Source organism: Thalassospira sp., assembly GCF_030690045.1.
In the GTDB taxonomy this organism is placed as follows: Bacteria; Pseudomonadota; Alphaproteobacteria; order Rhodospirillales; family Thalassospiraceae; genus Thalassospira.
Window position 1 is genome coordinate 453492 of sequence record NZ_JAUYHK010000016.1, and the last position, 22408, is coordinate 475899.

At 54.5% G+C, this 22408-nt stretch carries 21 protein-coding genes and 1 tRNA gene; 12 read left to right on the forward strand and 10 right to left on the reverse strand.

The features are described from left to right. Positions 1–90 precede the first annotated feature (90 nt). From Q8O73_RS13655 to Q8O73_RS13670, 4 genes are all read left to right on the forward strand, one after another. Entirely contained in the window at positions 91–786 is a 696-nt protein-coding gene (locus tag Q8O73_RS13655) for a pirin family protein (protein ID WP_305558717.1), read from the forward strand. Positions 787–822: 36 nt separating this feature from the next. Then, positions 823–1296 carry a DoxX family protein gene (locus Q8O73_RS13660; protein ID WP_305558718.1) on the forward strand — a complete coding sequence of 158 codons (474 nt, stop codon included), beginning with the start codon at positions 823–825 and terminating at the stop codon, positions 1294–1296. Positions 1297–1441: 145 nt separating this feature from the next. Continuing rightward, positions 1442–1633: a hypothetical protein gene (locus tag Q8O73_RS13665; RefSeq protein ID WP_305558719.1), complete on the forward strand. Its 192-nt coding sequence runs from the start codon at positions 1442–1444 to the stop codon at positions 1631–1633. After that, positions 1630–2103, forward strand: coding sequence for a response regulator (locus Q8O73_RS13670; protein WP_305558720.1), 474 nt, complete (start codon positions 1630–1632; stop codon positions 2101–2103). The genes Q8O73_RS13665 and Q8O73_RS13670 overlap by 4 nt, the downstream gene beginning before the upstream one ends. A 23-nt stretch (positions 2104–2126) precedes the next feature. Here Q8O73_RS13670 and Q8O73_RS13675 read toward each other — a convergent pair whose 3' ends face one another. From Q8O73_RS13675 to Q8O73_RS13685, 3 genes are read right to left on the reverse strand one after another with little or no spacing between them, the layout of a single operon-like run. Continuing rightward, positions 2127–3620, reverse strand: coding sequence for a sensor histidine kinase (locus tag Q8O73_RS13675; protein ID WP_305558721.1), 1494 nt, complete (start codon positions 3618–3620; stop codon positions 2127–2129). Next, positions 3607–4089, reverse strand: a complete 483-nt coding sequence (locus Q8O73_RS13680; RefSeq protein WP_305558722.1) for a molybdopterin-dependent oxidoreductase — start codon at positions 4087–4089, stop codon at positions 3607–3609. The genes Q8O73_RS13675 and Q8O73_RS13680 overlap by 14 nt, the downstream gene beginning before the upstream one ends. A gap of 37 nt (positions 4090–4126) precedes the next feature. After that, complete coding sequence (locus Q8O73_RS13685; RefSeq protein WP_305558723.1) at positions 4127–5359, reverse strand: EAL domain-containing protein; 1233 nt, start codon at positions 5357–5359, stop codon at positions 4127–4129. Between the two features lie 151 nt (positions 5360–5510). Here Q8O73_RS13685 and Q8O73_RS13690 point away from each other — a divergent pair, with 151 nt between their 5' ends. Further along, positions 5511–6425, forward strand: a complete 915-nt coding sequence (locus Q8O73_RS13690; RefSeq protein ID WP_305558724.1) for a response regulator — start codon at positions 5511–5513, stop codon at positions 6423–6425. A gap of 61 nt (positions 6426–6486) precedes the next feature. Here Q8O73_RS13690 and Q8O73_RS13695 read toward each other — a convergent pair. The 4 genes from Q8O73_RS13695 to Q8O73_RS13710 all read right to left on the reverse strand — a co-directional run bounded on the left by Q8O73_RS13695 (position 6487) and on the right by Q8O73_RS13710 (position 10612). Then, positions 6487–6563: transfer RNA gene (locus Q8O73_RS13695), tRNA-Arg, on the reverse strand. 110 nt (positions 6564–6673) lie between these two features. Next, positions 6674–8416, reverse strand: a complete 1743-nt coding sequence (locus Q8O73_RS13700) for an adenylate/guanylate cyclase domain-containing protein (protein ID WP_305558725.1) — start codon at positions 8414–8416, stop codon at positions 6674–6676. Between the two features lie 150 nt (positions 8417–8566). Beyond that, the gene (locus Q8O73_RS13705; RefSeq protein ID WP_305558726.1) at positions 8567–9571 is read right to left on the reverse strand and encodes an alpha/beta fold hydrolase; all 1005 of its coding nucleotides are present in this window, start codon (positions 9569–9571) and stop codon (positions 8567–8569) included. A gap of 60 nt (positions 9572–9631) precedes the next feature. Then, the gene (locus Q8O73_RS13710) at positions 9632–10612 is read right to left on the reverse strand and encodes an ABC transporter ATP-binding protein (protein ID WP_305558727.1); all 981 of its coding nucleotides are present in this window, start codon (positions 10610–10612) and stop codon (positions 9632–9634) included. A gap of 70 nt (positions 10613–10682) precedes the next feature. Between Q8O73_RS13710 and Q8O73_RS13715 the strand changes: the two genes are divergently transcribed. The 5 genes from Q8O73_RS13715 to Q8O73_RS13735 all read left to right on the forward strand — a co-directional run bounded on the left by Q8O73_RS13715 (position 10683) and on the right by Q8O73_RS13735 (position 15376). Beyond that, positions 10683–10925: a zinc-finger domain-containing protein gene (locus Q8O73_RS13715; protein WP_371135089.1), complete on the forward strand. Its 243-nt coding sequence runs from the start codon at positions 10683–10685 to the stop codon at positions 10923–10925. Positions 10926–11048: 123 nt separating this feature from the next. Continuing rightward, positions 11049–12266 carry a tryptophan synthase subunit beta gene (gene trpB / locus Q8O73_RS13720; protein ID WP_305558728.1) on the forward strand — a complete coding sequence of 406 codons (1218 nt, stop codon included), beginning with the start codon at positions 11049–11051 and terminating at the stop codon, positions 12264–12266. Continuing rightward, on the forward strand, positions 12263–13111 hold the full coding sequence (gene trpA / locus Q8O73_RS13725) for a tryptophan synthase subunit alpha (RefSeq protein WP_305558729.1): 849 nt from the start codon (positions 12263–12265) through the stop codon (positions 13109–13111). The genes trpB and trpA overlap by 4 nt, the downstream gene beginning before the upstream one ends. 56 nt (positions 13112–13167) lie before the next feature. Then, positions 13168–14100 (forward strand): acetyl-CoA carboxylase, carboxyltransferase subunit beta, encoded by a 933-nt coding sequence (accD, locus tag Q8O73_RS13730; RefSeq protein WP_305558730.1) that lies wholly within the window; start codon positions 13168–13170, stop codon positions 14098–14100. Continuing rightward, positions 14081–15376, forward strand: a complete 1296-nt coding sequence (locus Q8O73_RS13735; protein ID WP_305558731.1) for a folylpolyglutamate synthase/dihydrofolate synthase family protein — start codon at positions 14081–14083, stop codon at positions 15374–15376. Before accD ends, Q8O73_RS13735 begins: the two co-directional genes overlap by 20 nt. 9 nt (positions 15377–15385) lie before the next feature. On the opposite strand, the gene Q8O73_RS13740 is transcribed toward Q8O73_RS13735, so the two are convergent. Next, the gene (locus tag Q8O73_RS13740; RefSeq protein ID WP_305558732.1) at positions 15386–16120 is read right to left on the reverse strand and encodes a hypothetical protein; all 735 of its coding nucleotides are present in this window, start codon (positions 16118–16120) and stop codon (positions 15386–15388) included. Positions 16121–16306: 186 nt separating this feature from the next. Between Q8O73_RS13740 and polA the strand changes: the two genes are divergently transcribed. Together polA and Q8O73_RS13750 are read left to right on the forward strand one after the other, a co-directional pair. Continuing rightward, positions 16307–19102 carry a DNA polymerase I gene (polA, locus tag Q8O73_RS13745; RefSeq protein WP_305558733.1) on the forward strand — a complete coding sequence of 932 codons (2796 nt, stop codon included), beginning with the start codon at positions 16307–16309 and terminating at the stop codon, positions 19100–19102. Positions 19103–19459: 357 nt separating this feature from the next. Beyond that, the gene (locus Q8O73_RS13750) at positions 19460–20233 is read left to right on the forward strand and encodes an ABC transporter substrate-binding protein (RefSeq protein ID WP_305558734.1); all 774 of its coding nucleotides are present in this window, start codon (positions 19460–19462) and stop codon (positions 20231–20233) included. 3 nt (positions 20234–20236) lie between these two features. Here Q8O73_RS13750 and dapB read toward each other — a convergent pair whose 3' ends face one another. Next, positions 20237–21037: a 4-hydroxy-tetrahydrodipicolinate reductase gene (dapB, locus tag Q8O73_RS13755; RefSeq protein WP_305558735.1), complete on the reverse strand. Its 801-nt coding sequence runs from the start codon at positions 21035–21037 to the stop codon at positions 20237–20239. Between the two features lie 141 nt (positions 21038–21178). Next, on the reverse strand, positions 21179–22315 hold the full coding sequence (gene dnaJ / locus Q8O73_RS13760) for a molecular chaperone DnaJ (RefSeq protein ID WP_305558736.1): 1137 nt from the start codon (positions 22313–22315) through the stop codon (positions 21179–21181). Positions 22316–22408 lie beyond the last annotated feature (93 nt).

Below are 22408 nucleotides of genomic sequence, written 5' to 3' on the forward strand. Positions count from 1 at the left end.
TGCAACAGTATGGGCACATTTACATTAATTGTCATTTTTTATGAAAAGCGTAATCTTGCCCCATCAAACGCATACAAACGGAGCAAAATCATGATTACCAAACTGAGATCAGATGAGCGCGGCAAGGCCAATTTTGGCTGGCTTGATTCCCGACACAGCTTTTCCTTTGGTCACTATTACAATCCTGACCGCATGGGCTGGGGCCCGCTGCGGGTGATCAACGAGGACCGGGTGATTGCCGGGGCCGGGTTTGATACTCACGGTCACAAGGACATGGAAATCATTTCCTATGTTCTGGAGGGCGCCCTTGAGCACAAGGACAGCATCGGCACCGGATCGGTGATCAAACCGGGTCGCCTGCAACGCATGACAGCCGGAACAGGTATTCGCCACAGCGAATACAACCATTCCAAAAAGGCCCCGGTACATTTCCTGCAAATCTGGATCATCCCGGAAAAAACCGGTTTGAAACCCGGCTACGAGGAAAAGGAAATCACCCATGACGGTGATGGTCTGCATCTGATCGGCAGCCGCACCGGTCGCGACGGATCGGTCACCATCCATCAGGATGTCGATCTGTATGTCGCCCGGCTTACGGATGGTGCGTCGGTTTCACACCCGATCAAACCGGGTCGTCTGGCCTGGGTTCAGGTAGCCCGCGGCAAGGTGCGGGTTAATGGTGAAACGCTGCTGGCCGGGGATGGTGCCGCCATCAGCGATGAAGACAGCATCAATTTCAGCCACGCCGAAGGGGCCGAGGCCCTGTTGTTTGACATGATTCCCTGATCCAGAGCCTTGATCTTTTTTTCACGGAGAATTGAAATGACCACAGCTACAACCACAACCAATCCGCGTCCGATCATCCCGGCCCTTGGCAAGGTCTGGACCACTCTTGAACCCCTGTCACCGGTAATTGTCCGGGTTACGACCGGACTTCTCTTGGTGCCGCATGGTGCACAGAAACTGTTTGGTGCCTTTGGCGGTTACGGCCTTGAAGGCACGGCAGGCTGGCTTGCCAGCATCGGTTTTGAACCAGGCCTGCTCTTTGCACTGCTGATCGGCCTTCTGGAATTTGTCGGCGGCCTGATGCTGGTCGCGGGCCTTCTGACCCGCCCGGTGGCCGTGGCCATTGTCGCCTTTATGACCATCGCCTTTTTCATCCATCTTCCGGCCGGATATGCCTGGAACGAAGGCGGCGTTGAAATGCCGGTCTTCTGGGGACTGATGGCGCTTTCCCTCGTCATTCGCGGCGGCGGGGCATATTCGCTGGATCGCAAACTGGGCGCGGAATTCTAATTCAGGAACCGGTGCCGCATATGATGTCACAAACGGGCTGCCAAAAAGGCGGCCCGTTTATTTTATGATCCTCATATGGGGATATCGGATTTTGAGACACCGGTTTAGGGTCCGGCAATCAACATTTTGACATTCAGGAAATCCCATGACCCTGCCTCTGCACCAGATTTGCGAAAAGCATCTAACCGTTTCCGGCTTTGACTGGAATGACGCCGAAGACTCACAACTGATCGAAAATCTGACCAACTGGTTTCTGACCCTGCAACGCACATCACAACCAATATTGTTTTCCGACTGGCTGGCCGGTCAAAACGCCAAGGGGATACACGAGAAATGACTATCATCCTGACAAAATCAGATCGCAAAAAAACGATCATCGCCCAAAGCCTTGATCAGATCAAAACCGATCTCGCCTATCGGCTGCCAGCGTCGGAAAAGCGGATTCTTCTGGTCGATGACAGTATCGAAGTCCGGTTTTCCCTCCGGCGGATTCTGCGCAGTGCAGGCATTCACCAGATCAACGGCACCAATAATGGTGTTGCTGCCATCCAGATGGTTCTTAATATGGCCCAAAACGACACGCCATATCATGTTGTGATTCTGGATTACATGATGCCCGGCCTGACCGGCATGGAAATTCTGGATGAAATCCGGCAGTCCGGCGTGCCCGGCACCGAAAAAACGCGGTTTATTTTCCTGACCGGTTTTCGGGACCAACAACTTGAAGATGCCGCGCGCATTGCCGGGGCGGCTTTTATCCTCGACAAACCGTGCAACACTACAAAACTGATGGCCGCCATTGGCTGATTGATGTGCCGGGATTCGTTTTTTCAAACTATCGCGGAATCATCTTCCACGATGTTACGGTCTGACCTGTGAGAGACGCGCGGCAGGCGGATGATAAATTCCGCCCCCTCCTCACAGGTTTCCGACAACATCAAATCCCCACCGAAATCATCCCGAATCAATTTGCGACAAATCGGCAATCCCTGCCCGGTGCCCACTCCACGTTCCTTGGTGGTAAAGAAATAATCGAAAATGCGCGCGCGGACTTCTTCGGGCACGCCACCACCATTATCGCGCACCCGCAACCAGACATTATCGTCATCAGATGTCACCAGCAAATGGATGAGACCATCCGGTCGGCCCTTGCTTTCAATCGATTGCGCCGCATTGACGATCAGATTGATCAATGCCTGTGACAAATGATTGCGTCGCCCGGTCAGTTCGGTGACATCGGTGCGATATTCCTGCTCAAACCTTGCAATATGCTTGACCTGATTACGGGTCAGGGTCATCGCGGTTTCGATTTCTTCGGGCAATGAAATGGTCTGCAAGGTTTCATCGCCGGAATAGGTGAATTTGCGAATGCCCCGCACGATCTCGGCAATTCGTTCCAACCCCTGCAAGCTTTCGCGAATTGCGGCCGGAATTTCTTCTTGCATGAAAACCATGCGGTCCGGATCAATCTTCAGTCGGGACTGTCCATCGGGGTCCATGGTCACCGCCCCGACCAGTTCCTCGAAACTGGCATCAAGAAATTCCAGATTGTTATGGATATATTGTGCCGGGGTGTTGATTTCATGCGCCACTCCGCCGGCCAGTGTACCCAGAGCATGAATTTTGGCGTATTCCGCCGCATCGCGGACCGCCTGTTGTTCCTGCCGTGCCAGACGGGCATCCATATCGGCCTCAAAGGCACGGCTGCGGTTGCGAACCACAAAGGCCGACAGGGCCACCATCACCACGACCCCAATGATAAACAGATAGGACAATATCTCGATGTCATATTTGACCTCGCGAATATTATCGGCATTATAGACTGATACATAATTGGTGGTCAGCACCGATGCGCGCTGCAATTCGCTATCAAGTGCTCCCAACCGCTGATAGATCAGCCGCAAAATATCAGTCCGGGAAAGATCGCCTGCAACCGCCGCATCAATTTCCGCAATCGCATTTTGCATTTTCTCAAGCAGGCGCGGTAATTCGGGAATTTCGTTCAGGGTTGCAAATCCGCTGCCAGTCTGAATGATCTGCACCCGGCTGACCAGAAGATCAAATTTGAGGATGATATCGTCAAATTCAGGGTCAGAAATGGTTTCGGCATTCAGATGTACCCGCACTTCGCGATCCAGAACCAGATATTGTTTCTGGATCTGAAACACCGCCCAGGCAAAATTTTCGCGATAGGCAAACCGGTCATCCTCCAGTGTGCGCACCAATGCCGACGAATAAAAATAATAAACACCAACCAGCAGGGTCAGGACCAGAACCACCACCCCGTTTGACAGCGCAAATTTCGTGGCTTTACTGTTGGCCATGAACCGATTTCACCTGCCAGACCGAATAGGACCAATAGGTATCGGTCTGAAACCGGGGGTCGCTATCATAGGGGAAAATCACCCAGAACGGCCCCTTGTCGCGCACAGACATCACCTCTCCATCCAGATGATAGGCCAGAATGGCACCATCCTGACGCAATACACTGGCAGGCACCGTAACATTATAATCATTTAGGGCAGATATCTGAATATTCGGAGCCGAAATGCCATATCTGTCAAGCAACGTATCAAAAGAAACGCCGGTAAAACGGCGTTCACCATCCGTCCAGGGTGTTGTCGTCACAATGCCGGTGGCGGGAAAAGCCATTATTTCATTCAGCGATACAATGATTTCCGCCCCGTCATCACCATACAGCACAAGTTGCTCCCGTGCCTGCGCCGAACCGGTCTGCAACAATAACAAAAGGGCAAACCCACCCAAAAACATTTTAAAGAAAGATTTCAACATGGTATCGCTCCGATTCAGATTTTAATCATGGCAGGGCTCAGGGGCAGGAGCAACCGGATGACGACATTTCTGTGCATTCCGTCGCTTCCTTATCTTGCCAGGCATCGTCTTCGGTCGCCGGGTTCAGGGATTCCGGATACCCAAAGAAATAACCCTGCATTTCATCCACCCCGATCATCCGCAGCCGGTTGGCCGTTGCCTGATCTTCAACACCTTCGGCCACCACAACAAGACCTTGCTGATGGGCGACCGATACTGTCCATTCCACAAAAGACTCATCAAGGCTTTCGGTCATCATCCGCCATGTCAGTTCCCGGTCCAGCTTGATGCCGCCAAAAAAATCATGGCGCAGCAAGGCGATCGAATTGTTTCCGGCTCCGAAATCATCGATATACAGGGCAATTCCTTCCGACTTGAGATAACGTGCATTGGTGATGAATTCAGACGACAGAACCCTGGCACTGCGCTCGGTAATTTCAAATTCCAGAATCAGGTTTTTCTCGCGCAGATTTTCTGCTGTACGGGCCAGAAATCTTACAAAATTGCTATTGATTACCGAACAGGGTGACAGATTGACCGAGATTCTGGCCCCCTTGTCCGCATTGCCAAAGCGGGCGTCCAATTCCGGCGCTGCCTGATCGACCATGTCGAGCATCCCCGATGTCAAAAGATTGATCACCGAATGGTCTTCGCAGGCCTCAAATATCTGTTCGAGCGAAAAGCGTTTCTGCAAACCCGGGAACCGTGTCAGAATTTCAGCTCCGGCCAGACTAAAATCCTGCGCATGCACGCGGCGCTGCGCCACAATTTTCTGACCGCCATTTTTGATGGCACGGTTAATCAGGGCCGGGCTGACAGCATGGCTGGATGGAAAGAAAGGCGCATTTGAAATAAAACGGTCAAGCACCATTTTAAGCGCCCTTACCGACACCGGCTTGGCCAGAATCCGGCTGACCATTGCACGATTGATAGCATCGCGCAGCGACACAGACGATACATTCCCCGACAGTAAAATCCGCGCCACATCGGGGACAATCTTGCGCGCCTGTTGCAAAAACTGGATGCCATCCATTTCAGGCATCACCAGATCGGCGACAATGGCATGAGGACGGGTTTTATTGGCCATCAGCCATTCCAGCGCACATTTGGCCGATGCCCGGGTGACAATGGTGAAATAACCCGACAAGGCGCGTGCCACCGACGCCAGCAATGCTTCGTCATCATCGACCATCAATATGGTGGGTCGAAATGTCCTGACAGCCACATTCATTGATCTATCCACCCTTTCAATACCGTACCATCGCTTCCATCTGACACAATGAGGCAGATTTTAACGCCCTATTCGTAAATATCGATATTAACTATCCAATAAGATAGGTAAAAGATTGGGTGTGGCATATCCCCAAACAAGGAGGGTCAGCATGATAAGGGCGAAATCGGCGATCCGGGTTTTGTTTGTTGATGACGACGAAAATCTGGTGGCCTCACACCGCCGTAATTTTCAGCGGCTCTATCCCGACTGGCAGGGAATATTTCTGACCGATCCCCGGGCTGCACTTGACATGCTGTTGAGTGACAGCAGCATCAGCGCCACCATTCTGGATATTCACATGCCTGCCCTGACCGGATTGCAAATGGCGGCACAATTGCATCAACACCGGCCCGATCTGATCATTATCATGTTGACCGGTTATGCCGATCTGCAATCCATGTTACAGGCCGTCAATGAATATGGCGTTCACCGGTTTTATCCCAAACCAACCCCGATGAATGTCCTGATGGAGGGTGTGGCCGATGCCCTTGACAAACGCCGGATGGATGACTGCCAGATTCCCGATATCGTCCTTGATCTTTTCAATCTGGGCCTGATCTCGACCAATGAACGGCTGGAAATTGTGCATATGAACGCCCAGGCTGCGGATATGGACCTGTTTTTTCATCCGCTGACCGGACGTGTCGCCCCGATGCACAAAAGCTTTTCGCTCGCGCATGACGACCGGACATTATCGGTGTTTCTACGCCGCATCCCGCCAAGACCCAGTGTCGTTGGCAGTACCGGCGCTAGCGGGTTTGTTTTTGTCCTGATCGAACCTGACACGATCGCCCCGCCACGGATTAACGACCTGATGGATGTTTTTGGCCTGACGCGGTCCGAAGCCAAACTGACCCAGAAACTGGCCGAAGGATTATCGCTTGATCAGGCCTCCAACCTTGTCGGCATTTCGGTGCAATCCGCCCGCACCTACCTCAAAGCCATCTTCACCAAAACCGGCGCCAACCGCCAACCCCAACTGATGAAAATCGTTCTTTCGGGGATACCGGCGCTGAGGGGGTAATCAACAAACAGAACCACGATCTTAAAAGATCGTTTTAATTTTCATAATTATTAAAGGAAAATGGTGCACCCGACTGGATTCGAACCAGTGGCCTTTGCCTTCGGAGGGCAACGCTCTATCCAGCTGAGCTACGGGTGCACAAGCGCTTGGAAATGATCTGCAAGCGGTTTGGGTGATACAGGTTTTGCACGCACCGGGCAAGGGTTTTTGACGGGAAATAATGCACTCTTTCCTCTGCCCCCCAAACCTCAGCTTTCCACATCCCGTCTTTCATAGGGATCGCGCACAATCCACGTGCCGTTCCATTCCCGATCCTGCTCGCGGCGACTGAGGCGTTCCATCCGGTTGAGCATTAACTGGGCGGCAAAGTCGCTGCCGTCGGTTTCCTGCACTGTTTCAAACAAAGGCTGGGCCGCGTCAAATTCTCCCTGTCGGTAATGGGCCATCGCGGTTTCATAATGCTTCCGCCATTCTCGCCGGTCTTCTGAAAGCTGCCCGCCGGGGGCCAGCACTTCGTATAAAAATACGACATGTTCAGTGCCCAGCAGCACCACATGATCCAGATCGCGCATTTCAATATCGCCCGCCACCATCGTTGCGGTTTCATGGGAAGCCAAAATGCGCGTACCATAAATCCGGTTGGCCTTTTCGAGACGATTGGCATAATTGACGCAATCACCCACCACCGTATAGGCCCGCGATTTATCGGTGCCGATCGACCCAATCACTACCTCGCCGGTCGCAATGCCAACACGGATATCAAGGTCATGATCGCCAATCAGATCGGCATATTTGGTCTTGAGCGCATGAAACCGCGCCACCTGTTCAAGAGCGGCCAGACAGGCGTGGCGGGCATGGCCGGTTTCACTGCAAAATGGTGCCCCCCAAAAGCCACTGACCCGGTCGCCGACAAAATTATCGACTATGCCGCTTTGCCCGGAAATCGGTTCGGTCATCGCTGTCAGGTAATCATTCAGGAAATCGACGATTTTTTCCGGTGGCGTATGTTCCGCCAGCCAGTCAAACCCGGTCAGATTGACCACGCTGACGGTCATCACCCGCTTTTGCGATGTTTCAAAGGCGGTTTCCTGCGACAGCAGGGTTTTAAGCACCCGTGGATCAACATATTTGCCAAAGCGTTCGCGCATGCGAAACCGGATGCGCAATTCGCGCGTCATGCGGTTAAAGGCCTCGGCCAGTCGGACAAAATCGCCGCGTCCGGCAAAATCAAGGCTGGTGTCGAGCTTGCCAGACTGCACATTATTCATCGCCCGGATCGTCTCATTCACCGCAGCAATCACCGAACGCGCCAGATAATAGGCCACGCACAGGCCAATGATCGCGGCTAGCAGCATCATGATAAATTCGGCCTGAATCAGGAAATCCTCACGTGCGGATACCGCCTCGACCGTTTCGCTGGCATATTTTTCCAGCAGTAAAATCTCGCTGCGCAAATCAAGCACAATCGTGCGATGCACCCCGCGCACCATATTTTCCTGACGCCGGGCATCTTCAATATCACCCGCCCGCACCCGGCCCAAAAGCCGGGTCACGCCCAGCGCAAATTGCGACGACACATCGGCAAATTCGCGCATCCGCACATCCAGATCGACCAGAACACCGTGATTGAAATGATCACTGGCCTGTGCCCGACCCATCGCAGCCGAGGTAAAAGCCTTGCGAAAGGCCTGTTCGATCTGAACCTGCTTGGCGTCGATTTCAATTTCAATGCCACCCAAAAGGGCCGTATCGGCGGACGAACCGGCCCCCTCGACCACCCGCATATAACGTTCGATCAGAGAAATCTGTTCTAGCTGTCGGGCCCGAACATCCGAAAGCGCATCCTTGACCGGCGTGACATAACGCGACACGGCAGCAAGATCGCCATTAATTCCCAAGGACTGAATCACGGAAAAGCCGGTGGCAATCACCAGCCACACCACAAAAAACCCTGCAACCCCTAGAAATTTCGCGCGAATGGTCGGCAACATGCCTGTCCTGATCCTCCCAAAGGCGGCACAGCCGCAACAGATGGCGGTTCGGCTCCGGCACATCCGCCCGATCCTGTCTGGCCACGGTATGCCCGTATATGTAACCGAAAGAAAATGCTACCTGATTCAGACCCGGCGGTCAAAACGCAATCACCATGAACGGCAAGATAGATGCGCTAAATGGCTCCCGCCAAAACTGTCCGGCTCCAAAATCCAGTCGCCAATATCACCAATCACGACCGGTCCGCCCAAATCGCGCAACAACATGTGATAACCGTCGGGATAGATACAAAATGTCATATCATCAGGCAGTGTCACCTGCCCGGCCAGAAGAGGCGATGACCGCATATCACGCACAAACCCGGCAATGCTGTCTGGCGGGATGACCTGATCTTTCGCCCCTGACAGCACCATGATCCGCCCGCCATATTCCCGGCCAAACACATTGCCCAAATCGCGGGCGCGTCCGCGCGCCTGATCCATCAGGCGTGTTAACCCCGCCGCCATATCCACCCGCACCGATTTCATCATATGCGGGTCTTGCGACAGGCGGCGCAGCATGTCGATATTATCCGACGGCCAGATATCAAGCCCCGCGCCCGACAACGGCAACCACGGCAGGCTGTAGCTTAGCACAGACAGCGGGGTGGTCTGATACCACGGCATATCGACCGTCCCCCACAGGGCCGGGGCAACCAGAATGACCCCGTCCATCAAATGTGGCCGGGTTGTTGCCGTGACAATCGCCACCGCCCCACCCATCGAATCGCCTGCCAGATACAGCGGCACCCCTGGATAGTGATGCCGCAACAGCATCAACATGTCGCTGGCATCCTGAACAAGACTGTTTGTGCCAGGCCAAAACGGGCGGCTGGCGGTACGGCCAAAGCCACGCTGGTCATAGGCATAAACAACCATTCCCTGATCTTTTAAAGCTGTGGCCGCTTCGTCAAAGGCATTGGCATAATCGCCAAACCCGTGCAGGCCAAGGATCACAGCCAATGGCGTTTCGGAATCCTCTGGCAACCAGCGTTGCAGTGGCAAAATTGCCCCGTCCGCCGCCCTGAAATGATCCGCCGTCAAGGCAGTCGGAGTTTGCGGATCACCGGCGGGCCTTACGGTTGGCGCACAGGCTGACAGCAAGACTGCCGCCATACCTGCCCCACCAAAAATCCGGAGGAGCCGAAGCCAGAACCAGCCCCGTCGTCCCACCATTCATGCTGCCTTTTCCGACGCCAGATTTTTGTCGTTTTCGCGCGTCAGCATCAAAAAGATGTCTTCCAGATCGCCTTCCTCGGTCGACAGATCGGTAATTGCCAAACCGCTTGCGTGAATGGCATTGAGGATTTCCGCCATCTGGGTCTTGCTCGGCCGGTAATGCAAGGCAATCTGGTTGGAGCCTTTCATCTCGGCCCCCCATGCCGCCAGTCCATCGGGAATACGGCCAACCTCGCCACTGACGGTCAGGATCAAAGTCTTACGGTCGATCCGACGCAACAGGCTGCGCTTGTCCTCATGGGCAATCACCTTACCCTTGTTTATAATCGCGATCTCGTCACATAGTTCCTCGGCTTCTTCAAGGTAATGGGTGGTCAGGACAATGGTCACACCCGCCTTGTTCAGTTCCTTTACATAGGCCCATAATTGCTGACGCAATTCGATATCGACACCCGCAGTCGGTTCATCAAGCACCAGCACCGGCGGCGTATGCACCATCGCCTTGCCGACCAGCAACCGCCGCCGCATCCCACCCGACAATGACCGGGCATAGGAATCGGCCTTGTCGAGCAACCCGATGGCCGCCAGAATTTCATCGGTGCGCCGTTCTGATTTCGGCACGCCATACAAACCGGCCTGCAATTCCATCGCCTGACGCGGTGTAAAAAAAGCATCCAGATTCAATTCCTGGGGCACGATGCCAATGGCGCAACGCGCCGCCCGCATCTCGGATTCGATATCATGGCCCCAGATTTTGGCCGTGCCGCCGCTTTTGCGAACCAGACCGGCAAGAATATTGATAAAGGTTGATTTCCCCGCTCCGTTTGGGCCCAGCAACGCAAAGAACGACCCGCGCGGAATTTTCAGCGAGACATCATCAAGTGCCAGCTTGTCCCCGGCAGATGATTTGTAAAGCTTGGTCAGGCCTTCGACCTCAATGGCATAGTCGGGCATGGCATGGTTGGATATAGACGTCATAAATGCGTGATCTCCACTCTTTTCCGCCGGGCGCATTTGCGCTAAGACCATGCGGAAGGATTGATTGTATATGCGTAAGGGGTATCATCCCGGTCAAACCGGGGTCAATGACCGCGCAACCTGGAAAGTTGGATATATGAAGATCACCGAAGAAATCAAAGTCGGCACCATGACCGTAGCCTGCGACGGCGGCAAAGGCCACCTTGGCCATCCAACGGTTTATCTCAATCTTGAAGAAAAGGGCGAGGTGGTCTGCCCTTATTGTTCAAAAAAATATATTCTCGACAGATCTCTGGCGCACGCGGCTCACTGATCCGGCTGTTTGCAAAATGACTCCGGCGCGATCCTGTCATACAAGATCCGCCGCCCGGAAACATTTCCACCACCCGCCTCACCCGTCGCAGCCTTGGCTTGCGGCCCCAAACGGGGAATACCCATGACGTCGACACCGGTTAACAGCTATCGCACCCTGCCTGATCAGGATGGCCATTTTGGCAATTACGGCGGACGTTTCGTCGCCGAAACCCTGATGCCGCTGATTCTGGAGCTGGAACAGGCCTGGAAAGACGCCAAAAATGATCCGGAATTCCAAAAGGAACTGGATTATTACCTGAAATATTATGTCGGTCGTCCCAGCCCGCTTTATTTCGCCGAACGTCTGACCGATCATTTCGGCGGAGCGAAAATCTATTTCAAGCGTGACGAACTGAACCATACCGGCGCACACAAGATCAATAATTGCATCGGCCAGATTCTGCTGGCCAAACGCATGGGCAAAACCCGTATCATCGCCGAAACCGGTGCCGGGCAGCATGGCGTTGCCACTGCCACCGTCTGCGCGCGTTTTGGTCTGCCCTGCACGGTCTATATGGGGGCCAAGGATATCAAGCGGCAATCGCCCAATGTGTTCCGTATGCGCCTTCTGGGGGCCGAGGTCAAACCGGTGTCATCGGGGTCGCGGTCGCTGAAAGACGCAATGAACGAAGCGCTGCGCGACTGGGTAACCAATGTCGAAGACACGTTTTACATCATCGGCACGGCCGCCGGGCCGCACCCCTATCCGGAAATGGTGCGTGATTTTCAATGCGTGATCGGCAACGAAGCCAAACAGCAGATTCTGGAAGCCGAAGGCCGCCTGCCCGACATGCTGATTGCGGCCATCGGCGGCGGATCGAATGCCATCGGGCTGTTTCATCCGTTTCTTGATGACAAGGATGTGGCGATCACCGGGGTCGAGGCCGCCGGTCATGGCGTGCATACCGGCAAACATGCCGCCAGCCTGACCGCCGGTGCGCCGGGGGTTTTGCATGGCAACCGCACTTATTTGCTGATGGATGATGACGGTCAGATCAAGGAAGCCGATTCGATTTCAGCCGGGCTGGATTATCCGGGCATAGGGCCGGAACATGCATGGCTGAAGGATATCGGCCGGGTTGATTACGTGTCGATCACCGACCGCGAAGCACTGGATGCCTTTAAACTGTGTTCGGAACTCGAAGGCATCATTCCCGCCCTTGAGCCCAGTCATGCGCTGGCGCATGTCGCAAAGGTTGCGCCGAAAATGTCGCCCGATCAGATCATCATCGTCAATGTATGTGGCCGTGGCGACAAGGACATCTTTACCGTTGCCGAAGCCCTGGGAGTCGAACTGTGACCGACACAATCATTGGCGGACAGACCCGCATCACCCGCCGTTTTGACAAATTGCGCGCCGAAGGCCGCGCCGGCCTGGTCACCTTTATCACCGCAGGCGACCCTGATCCGGAAACCTCGTTTGAGATTCTCAAACAGCTTCCGGCGGCCGGGGCCGATGTGATTGAGTTGGGCATGCCCTTTACCGATCCGATGGCCGACGGCCCCGCCATTCAGGAAGCCTCGAACCGGGCGCTGGCCGCAGGCATGCATATGCGCAAAACCCTGTCGCTAGTGCGCGGTTTCCGTGATCAGGATCACGATACGCCGATCATTCTGATGGGTTATTACAATCCGATCTATATTTACGGCGTCGAGGCGTTTCTCGAAGATGCCCGAAATGCCGGGGTGGATGGCCTGATTGTTGTCGATCTACCACCCGAAGAAGACGCCGAACTCTGTGTACCTACCGTCAATAAAGGGCTTAGCTTCATTCGTCTGACCACCCCGACATCCGATGACAAACGCCTGCCGAAACTGGTCAAAAATACCAGCGGCTTTGTTTATTATGTTTCAGTCGCAGGGGTCACCGGGGCCGGATCGGCCTCCAACGCCCAGATTGTTGAGGCCATGAGCCGCCTGCGCCGCCATACTGATCTGCCCATTGCCGTTGGTTTTGGCATAAAAAATGCCGATCAGGCTGCCGATGTGGCAAAACAGGCCGATGCTGCTGTTGTCGGTTCGGCAATTGTCAGTAAAATTGCCGAAAGTCTTGACGAAAATGGCAAGGCCACCGATAAGACCGCCTCAATGGTCACTGACCTTGTGCGCGAACTTGCCGATGGTGTGCGTAACGCCCGCAAATAACCCCGCGCCGTGCGGATTGTGACCGATACAGGCAAAACCGAGGATTGATATCCGACATGTCGTGGCTGACAGAATTCGTTCGTCCCAAGATCCAGCAACTGGTTCGCCGCAGTGAAGTGCCCGAGAATCTCTGGCACAAATGCCCGTCCTGCGAACAGATGATCTTTCACCGTGATTTGGCCAAAAACCGTCATGTGTGCCAGCATTGCGGCCATCACATGCGGATTTCCGCCAAGGAACGCCTTGAATTGTTGTTTGATGAAAGCCAGTACCAGCTGATCGAACTGCCCGGCGTCCCGATGGACCCGCTGAAATTCAAGGATCAAAAAAAATACACTGACCGTCTCAAAGCGGCACAGGCCAAGGCGACCTACAAGGACGCGCTGGCAGTTGCACATGGCACGATTGGCAGCCATGCCGCCGTTGTTGCGGTGTTTGATTTTTCCTTTATGGGGGGATCAATGGGGACGGCGGTTGGCGAAGGCATTGTTGCCGCCGCTGAACTGGCCGTCGTACAGGATGCCGCCCTGATCATCGTCCCGGCATCGGGCGGCGCACGCATGCAGGAAGGTATTCTCAGCCTGATGCAAATGGCCCGCACCACCGCAGCGATTGAAAAGGTCAAGGAAAAGGGCCTGCCCTATTTTGTCCTGCTGACTGATCCGACCACCGGTGGCGTTTCGGCCTCCTTTGCCATGCTGGGTGATATTCAGATCGCCGAACCGGGTGCGCAGATCGGTTTTGCCGGTCGTCGCGTGATCGAAAACACCATCCGCGAAAAACTGCCCGATGATTTCCAGACCGCCGAATATCTTCTGGATCACGGCATGGTGGACATGGTGGTGCCGCGTCCCGAATTGCACGCGACATTTTCCCGCCTGATCGACATGATCCGACGCCCCAAACCGGGTGCCGCCATTGTGCCGATCAAGGATGCCAAAAAGTCCGTCAAAAAGGTCGGAAAAGACGGTGACGCCACCCAAAAGTGACGCCATTCTGGCGCGACTCGGACAATTGCACCCCAAGGTCATTGATCTGTCGCTGGGGCGCATCACCGATCTTTTGGCACGGCTTGGCAATCCGCATCACTCATTGCCACCCGTCATTCATATTGCCGGCACCAATGGCAAAGGATCGACTCTCGCCTATCTGCGCGCGATTTACGAAGCCGCCGGGCTTCGGGTTCATACTTCGACTTCACCACATCTGGTGCGGTTTCATGAACGCATCCGCCTTGCAGGTGATCTGATCGGTGAAGACGCGCTCTGCAATTTGTTGCAAGAGGTCGAAACCGTCAATGCAGGTGCGCCCATCACCTTTTTTGAAATTGCCCAGGCCGCCGCATTCCTTGCCTATGCCCGCATTCCTGCCGATGTGTTGTTGCTGGAAACCGGATTGGGCGGACGGTTTGATGCCACCAATGTCATCGCCAAACCGGCCCTGACGATCATTACGCCGATCTCGCTCGATCATCAGGGTTTTCTGGGCGACACCATTGCCAAAATCGCCTTTGAAAAAGCCGGGATCATGAAACCCGGCGTGCCTTGCGTTCTGGCACCACAATGTCTGGAGGCCTTTGACGTTCTGGTCCGGCAGGCCGATGATATTGGTGTGCCCCTGATCACCGATTTTGCCATCACCGCCGAACACGATGATGGTTTTTCGCTGCGTATCGGCGCGGAACATCACGATGCACCACTGCCTGCCTTGCCGGGTCGCCATCAATTGACCAATGCCACTGTTGCAATTGTCAGTACCCGTCATGCCGGAATCCCAAATAATTCCGGTATCGATATGAAAACTGCAATGCAGGGCATCACCACCGCCACATGGCCCGCCCGCTTGCAAAAACTGACCAATGGCCCGCTTTGTGACATCATGCCTGCGGCCTGCGAGATTATTCTGGATGGTGGACATAATATTGCCGCCGCCGACGCCATTGCCGACTGGTTAAGCCGCACCGCGCAAGGCGGAAAGACCGTGGTGATCATGGGTATGCTTGATAACCGCGATCCGATAGCGTTTTTAAAACCGCTTGCACCCCATATTGCCACCCTTGCCGCCGTACCGATCCCCGGCGAACATCAGGCCCACCGGCCCGAAACCCTGCGCGATGCCGCTACCGAACTGGGCATTTCGGCAATTGCCTGCACCACATTGACCGATGCGGCCACACAATTGCGCACCATTCATCCGGATGCGACATGCCTGTTGATTCTAGGATCGCTTTATCTGGCCGGAACGATTCTGGAACATCATGACTAATCCCCGGATTTAAATTTCCGGCAATTCAACCCGGTTATGGCCCGCCGGTTTTCCTCCACGCGGGCCAGACGGGCTGGGAATCGAGCCACCATTCGGGCTGCTGCGCGGGGTTTGCTGACGCTGACGGGCCTGATCGCGGGCCAGCACTTCCATGCGCCGTGCCTCACGCCGGACCGGCCCCCCGGCGATCCAGGTATGCAGCAGCACATAGAGCAAAAATCCACCGACCCCGACCGTCAGGGTCAGGAACTGCAAGACCGGCAAAAAGCTGCCAAACAGGTTGCCACCGCCATAAATCATGAAAATACACACCGCCACCACCGGGGCCAACGCCATGAAAAACACAGTGCGAACCTTGTGTCGGATCGGTCGGTAATGCATCAGCATCGCATAAAACAGATAGATCAGCGCCAGAAACACCACAACTTTGATCAACAGGGCAAAATGATCAACATTGGCAAGTCGCTGGTTGCGGTCATAAATTCCGAAAACCACGAACAATCCATGCAACACCCCACCAAACAGCGCCAGCGTCACCATAAAACGCAACAAAGTCGCCGGACGAAACCAGGTGCGCCAGCCGCCACTGCCCGTCTCATCATCCTTTTCGCGCCCCTCGACCCGTCGTCTTTTTGATCGCCGGTTGGACAAAATCATATCATCATGCACCGGCCGCGGCGTTTCGGCGGTTTCAACGCCCAAACCCAAACGCCTGTATTCCGGTTTGTTACCGCGTGCGGACAATCACATGATCTCCCTGATTCTGATGGCGGGACAGGTCCCGTATCCCGACCATAACAATGCAAACCGGCAATTGTCAGCACAAAGCATCAAGACATGATAAATCGCCACGCGCTACTCGACTTGACCGGCCGGATGCGGCATTCTGCGGCCAACGCAAAACATTTCGCACAAACGGGCACAAATCGTATGACTGCACCAAATCTGCCACCGCGCCGTGTCGTCCTTGTGGACGGTTCCGGCTTTATTTTCCGCGCTTTTCACGCGCTGCCGCCGATGACCAGTCCGGATGGAACGCCGGTGAATGCGGTGTATGGTTTTTGCACCATGCTGATGAAATTGCGTGAAGACACCAAACCCGACCACATGGCAGTCATTTTCGATACCAAGGGCAAATCCTTCCGCAATGATTTTTATCCCGCCTATAAGGCACATCGTCCGCCGCCCCCCGAAGAACTGATTCCGCAATTTGGCCTGATTCGCGATGCGGTACGCGCCTTTAACCTGCCCTCGATCGAGCTTGAAGGATATGAGGCCGACGATCTGATCGCCACCTATGCCAGACAAGCCGAGGCACAGGGTGCCCATGTGATTATCGTGTCTTCGGACAAAGATTTAATGCAACTTGTCAGCGACAATGTCGAAATGTTTGATGCGATGAAAAATCGCACCATTCGGGCCGATGATGTTTTTGAGAAATTTGGCTGTTATCCCGACAAGGTCATTGATATTCAGGCCCTTGCGGGCGATGCCACCGACAATGTTCCCGGCGTGCCCGGGATTGGCGTTAAAACCGCCGCACTTCTGATTGAAGAATATGGCAATCTTGATACGCTTTTGGAACGCGCCGGGGAAATCAAACAAAATGCCCGCCGTGAAAAACTGATCGAAAATGCCGAACTGGCGCGGATTTCCCGCGATCTGGTAACGCTTAAAACCGATGTCCCTGTGGTCGAGGATATTGATGATTTTGATCTGCGCGACCCTGATCCGGACGTTCTTTTAAGTTTTATATCAAGTCACGGCTTTAAATCTTTGCTATCAAAGGTCAAAGCCAAATTTGGCGGTAATATTGATGCCGACGGCGTCGCCGAACCGGGCACGGGTGTTAATGATATCAGTGTCCAGACCGCCAAATATGAACTGATACAAGATGAAACCCGTCTAAAGTCCTGGATTGCAAGGGCAGAATATAATGGCACGGTGGCGGTCGATACCGAAACCACGTCGCTGAACGCCCATCAGGCAAAACTGGTTGGCATTTCACTGGCAATCGCCCCCGGCGAGGCCTGCTATATCCCGGTCGGTCATGTCGGCGGGGCGGCACAGGGTGGTTTTGATTTTGGCGATGATGCTGTTAATGGCGGTAATGATACGCCGCCGCAGCTTGGACTGGATCGGGTGATAGACCTGCTCAAACCGCTTCTGGAAGACCCGGGTGTGCTTAAAGTCGGTCAGAACATCAAATATGACCAGATCATTTTCCTGCGCCACGGCATTGATGTGGCGCCGATTGATGACACGATGGTGCTGTCCTATGTGCTGGACGGCACCAGCCACGGGCATGGCATGGATGAACTGGCCGATTTGCATCTGAATTACCAGACCATCAAATTCAAGGATGTGGCCGGCAGTGGCAAAACCCAGATCACCTTTGATCAGGTGCCGCTGGAAACCGCGTTGAACTATGCTGCCGAGGATGCCGACATCACATTGCGCCTTCACCGCATGCTCAAACCCCGCATCGCACAGGAACATATGACCAGCGTTTACGAAACGCTGGATCGACCTTTGGTGCCGGTTCTGGCCAAAATGGAAAGTCTGGGCGTGCGCGTGGATGTTGACATCTTGCGCACCCTGTCAACCGATTTCGCCAAACGCATGGGGGTGCTTGAAGAAACCATCCATCAGATGGCGGGCGAGGTTTTCAATCTTGGCAGCCCGAAACAGCTGGGCGAAATCCTGTTTGACAAAATGAGCCTGCCCGGTGGCAAAAAAACCAAAACCGGGGCCTGGCAAACAGGGGCCGATGTTCTTGAAGCACTGGCAGCACAAGGCCATGATTTTCCGCTGCGACTGCTGGAATGGCGGCAATTGGCAAAACTTAAAAGTACTTATACCGATGCCCTCGCCCAACACATCAACCCGCACACCGGTCGGGTCCATACCAGTTATGGCCAGACTAACGTCAATACCGGGCGCTTGTCGTCAAACGACCCGAATTTGCAAAATATCCCGATCCGCAGCGAGGAAGGCCGCAAAATCCGAACCGCCTTTATCGCCGAACCGGGGCACAAGCTGATATCGGCCGACTATTCGCAAATTGAATTGCGCCTTTTGGCCCATGTCGCCGAAATCCCTGCCCTGCGCGAGGCTTTTTTAAACGGCGAGGATATTCACGCCGCCACCGCCTCCAAGGTGTTCAATGTCCCGATCGAAGGCATGGACCCGATGATCCGACGCAAGGCCAAGGCGATCAATTTCGGCATCATCTATGGCATCTCGGCCTTTGGTCTTGCCAATCAGCTGGGCATTCCCCAAAAAGAGGCCAAAGCCTTTATCGAGGCCTATTTTGAAATCTATCCCGGCATCCGCGATTATATGGAACAGGCCAAGGAATTTGCCCATGCCCACGGCATGGTTCGCACCCTGTTTGGCCGCCGCATTCATATCAATGGCCTGAATGACAAAAACCCGATGCGGCGCAATTTCGGCGAACGTGCTGCCATCAACGCCCCGATTCAGGGCGGGGCCGCCGACATCATCAAACGCGCCATGATCCACCTGCCGAATGCCTTGAAAGATGCCGGTCTTAAAACCCGCATGCTGCTTCAGGTCCATGACGAACTGATTTTCGAGGCCCCCGAACCTGAAACGGAACAGGCCGTGAAAATCATCCGTGATGTGATGGAAAACGCGGCCCATCTGTCTGTCCCACTGATCGTCGATGCCGGAATCGGCAATAGCTGGGCCGATGCACATTAAAAGAAAATGACGCCGAACACGGGCGCACGGGAGTAATCCCGTGCGCCCGATTTATTTTCTGATGACAGCATATCCCGAATTTTGGGATTCAGCCCTAAATCCGCCAGAACCCCTTACCAGAAACCAACCAAAAACCCACATTAAGAGTAATCAAATCAATTTTCTGGCAAACGTCTCTTTTCATTTCAGCACTACTTGCTAACATGTTGTGGCATAACGTCTTTTAAAAGGGGTGACGAATCGGTGGATGGCAACAGAACGTCACACTGCGATGACAGAAACCATGATGGTGCATGCATCGCCGTTTCGTTCAGTCATCGCAGTGTGACATGTCTGCTGTTCTGGATCTTCCTGCTGGTGGCACCGGGACTGTCTATCACGGCCCGCGCCACCGGGGAAACTCATCCACAATCCCCTGAAACTGCCGATATTATCGATCTGGTTTCGCTGGAATGGCCGCCCTATAGCGGCGAGGAACTGGCCGGAAAAGGCCTTGCCAGCATCGTTGTCAAAGGGGCTTTTGCCTATGGCCACCGTGCGGCGCGTGTCCACATCATGCCCTGGCGACGTGCCTTGCAGGAAATCCGCGATGAAAGCGGTATGGTTCAGGGCATTTTCCCGATTTACGACGACCCGGCGCGGCGCGGCCGGTTTTTATTGTCCGATCCGTTTGCCTATAGCCCGTTGGGCTTTGTCTATCATCGCGGCCATGATTTTGACTGGCATACTGTCGATGATCTTAAAGGTCTGGTGATTGGCGTTGTCGGGGATTACGCCAACGAAGCGCAATTTGACGAAATGGTTGCCAACGGCCAGATACAAACCCTGCAAGCCAATGACGACATCACCCTGTTGCGGCTTCTGGATGCCGGGCGGATTGATGTTGCCGTCATGGACCAACTGGTCGCCAGCCATATTCTGGAAACCCAACCGGAATTTGCCCAAAATCGTCGATGGTTCCGTTTTCATCCGCGCTATCTGGATTACAAATCCCTGCATATCGGGTTTCATAAAACCGACCGGGGCGAAACCCTGCGCAATGCGTTTAACAGCGGCCTTAAATGGCTGAATTGTCATGACAATGATTGTCAGAATTCCTGGCCTTATGGCCCGGAATATCAACGTTTCTGACACTCACAATCCCAGAACATCACGCATCGCATACAGGCCCGGCCCTTTGCCTTCGGCCCATTTTGCCGCCCGCACCGCCCCCTTGGCAAAGACCTCGCGCGACGATGCCTTGTGGGTGATTTCAATGCGTTCACCCTCGCAGGCAAACACCACCGTATGCTCGCCAATCACATCACCACCGCGCAAGGTGGCAAAGCCGATGCTGCCATTTTCACGCGCCCCGGTAAAACCGTCGCGTGATCGCACTGAAACCGTTTCAAGATCAACCCCCCGTCCGCGTGCCGCCGCTTCGCCCAGCCCAAGGGCGGTACCCGATGGCGCATCGACTTTATGCTTGTGGTGCATTTCAACAATTTCGATGTCGGCCGTGTCTTTATCAAGAATCGCTGCCACTTTTTCGACCAAGGCAAAGGCCAGATTGACCCCGACACTCATATTCGGTGCAAAAACAATGGTGGTTTTTTCGGCAAATTCGGCCAGTTCGGCCTTTTGATCGGTCGATAATCCGGTGGTACCTATCACCAAAATCTTACCCGCCCGGGCTGCGATGGCCGCATGTTTCATAGTTGCCGCCGGGGCCGTAAAATCAATCACCGCATCCACCGTGGCAAACAATTCGACCGGATCAGAAATTACCGTAATTCCGCATTCTTCCAACCCGGCAAGCAGCGCGATATCCTTGCCAACAAAGGGGCTTCCGGGCAAATCGGTGCCGCCACCAATCTCACAGCCTTCGGTTTTGGCGGTTTCCGCTACCAGCATGCGGCCCATCCGTCCGGCACATCCGACAATCCCGACTTTCATAACGTCCCGTCTCCTTGCGGCAAAATATAATCTGTTTGAAAATGATTTAGCACAGGCATGGCTGCGATGAAATGCCGGGACTGTAAACAAAAACCCCCGATCATGAATAACCGGGGGTTTTCAATGGCTTTGAGGCAAAACCTAATCCGTCAGGTCTTTCCAGATTTCCTTCATCTTGGAAAAGAACCCTTCAGATTCCGGGCTGCTGCCGCCTTCGCGGGACAGTTCGTCAAATTCCTTCAGCAATTCTTTCTGCCGGTCGGACAGATTGACCGGGGTTTCGACGCTAACCTCGACAAACATATCGCCGCGCGACTGGGTGCGCAGGATGCTCATCCCCTTGCCGCGCAGGCGGAACTGCTGACCGGGTTGAGTCCCGGTTGGAATATTGATCCGGGTGCGGGTGCCTTCAATGGTCGGCACTTCGATGGTGCCGCCAAGGGCGGCCTTGGTCATCGGAATCGGCACCCGGCAATACAGATTGGCCCCGTCACGCTGGAAAAACCGGTGCGGCGCGATATCCAGGAAAATATACAAATCCCCAGATGGTGCACCATGCGCCCCGGCTTCGCCTTCGCTGGCCAAGCGGATTCGCGTGCCATCCTCAACCCCGGCCGGGATCGTTACTGACAGAGTTTTTTCTTTTTCAACCCGACCTACCCCGTGGCAGACCTTGCACGGATTCTTGACGATCTTGCCCTTCCCATGACAGGTCGGACAGGTCCGTTCGATGGTAAAGAAACCCTGCTGGGCCCGCACCTTGCCGTGACCGTTACAGGTCGGGCAGGTGACAGGCTGCGATCCTTTTTCCGCTCCGCTCCCGGCACAGGCTGTGCAAGTTTCCGATCCGGGAATGGTAATTTCAGTCTTTTTACCGTTAAAGGCTTCTTCGAGCGAAATCGCCATATTATAGCGCAGATCGGCCCCGCGATTGGGCGAAGCCCCGCGGCGTCCACCGCCCATGGCACCGAAAATTTCATCAAAAACATCGGCAAAGCCACCGCCGCCAAAACCACCGCCCCCAAACGGGCCACCCGCACCGGGGCCACCCTGTTCAAAGGCCGCATGACCAAACCGGTCATAGGCGGCGCGCTTGTCTTCATCTTTCAGAACTTCATAGGCCTCGTTGACCTGCTTGAACATCATTTCAGCTTCGGCATCATCGGGATTTTTATCCGGATGATACTTCATCGCCATCTTGCGATAGGCCGATTTGAGATCAGCGGCACTGGCACCCTTGCTGACACCGAGAAGTTCGTAATAATCCTGTTTCGCCATCCGTAGCTCCGAAAACACGGGCGGGCCGCCCCGGATTCTGGTGGGGCGGCCCGTCTCGATTTAGAAGGCGGCGTGCGAGACGACCGCGCGGGT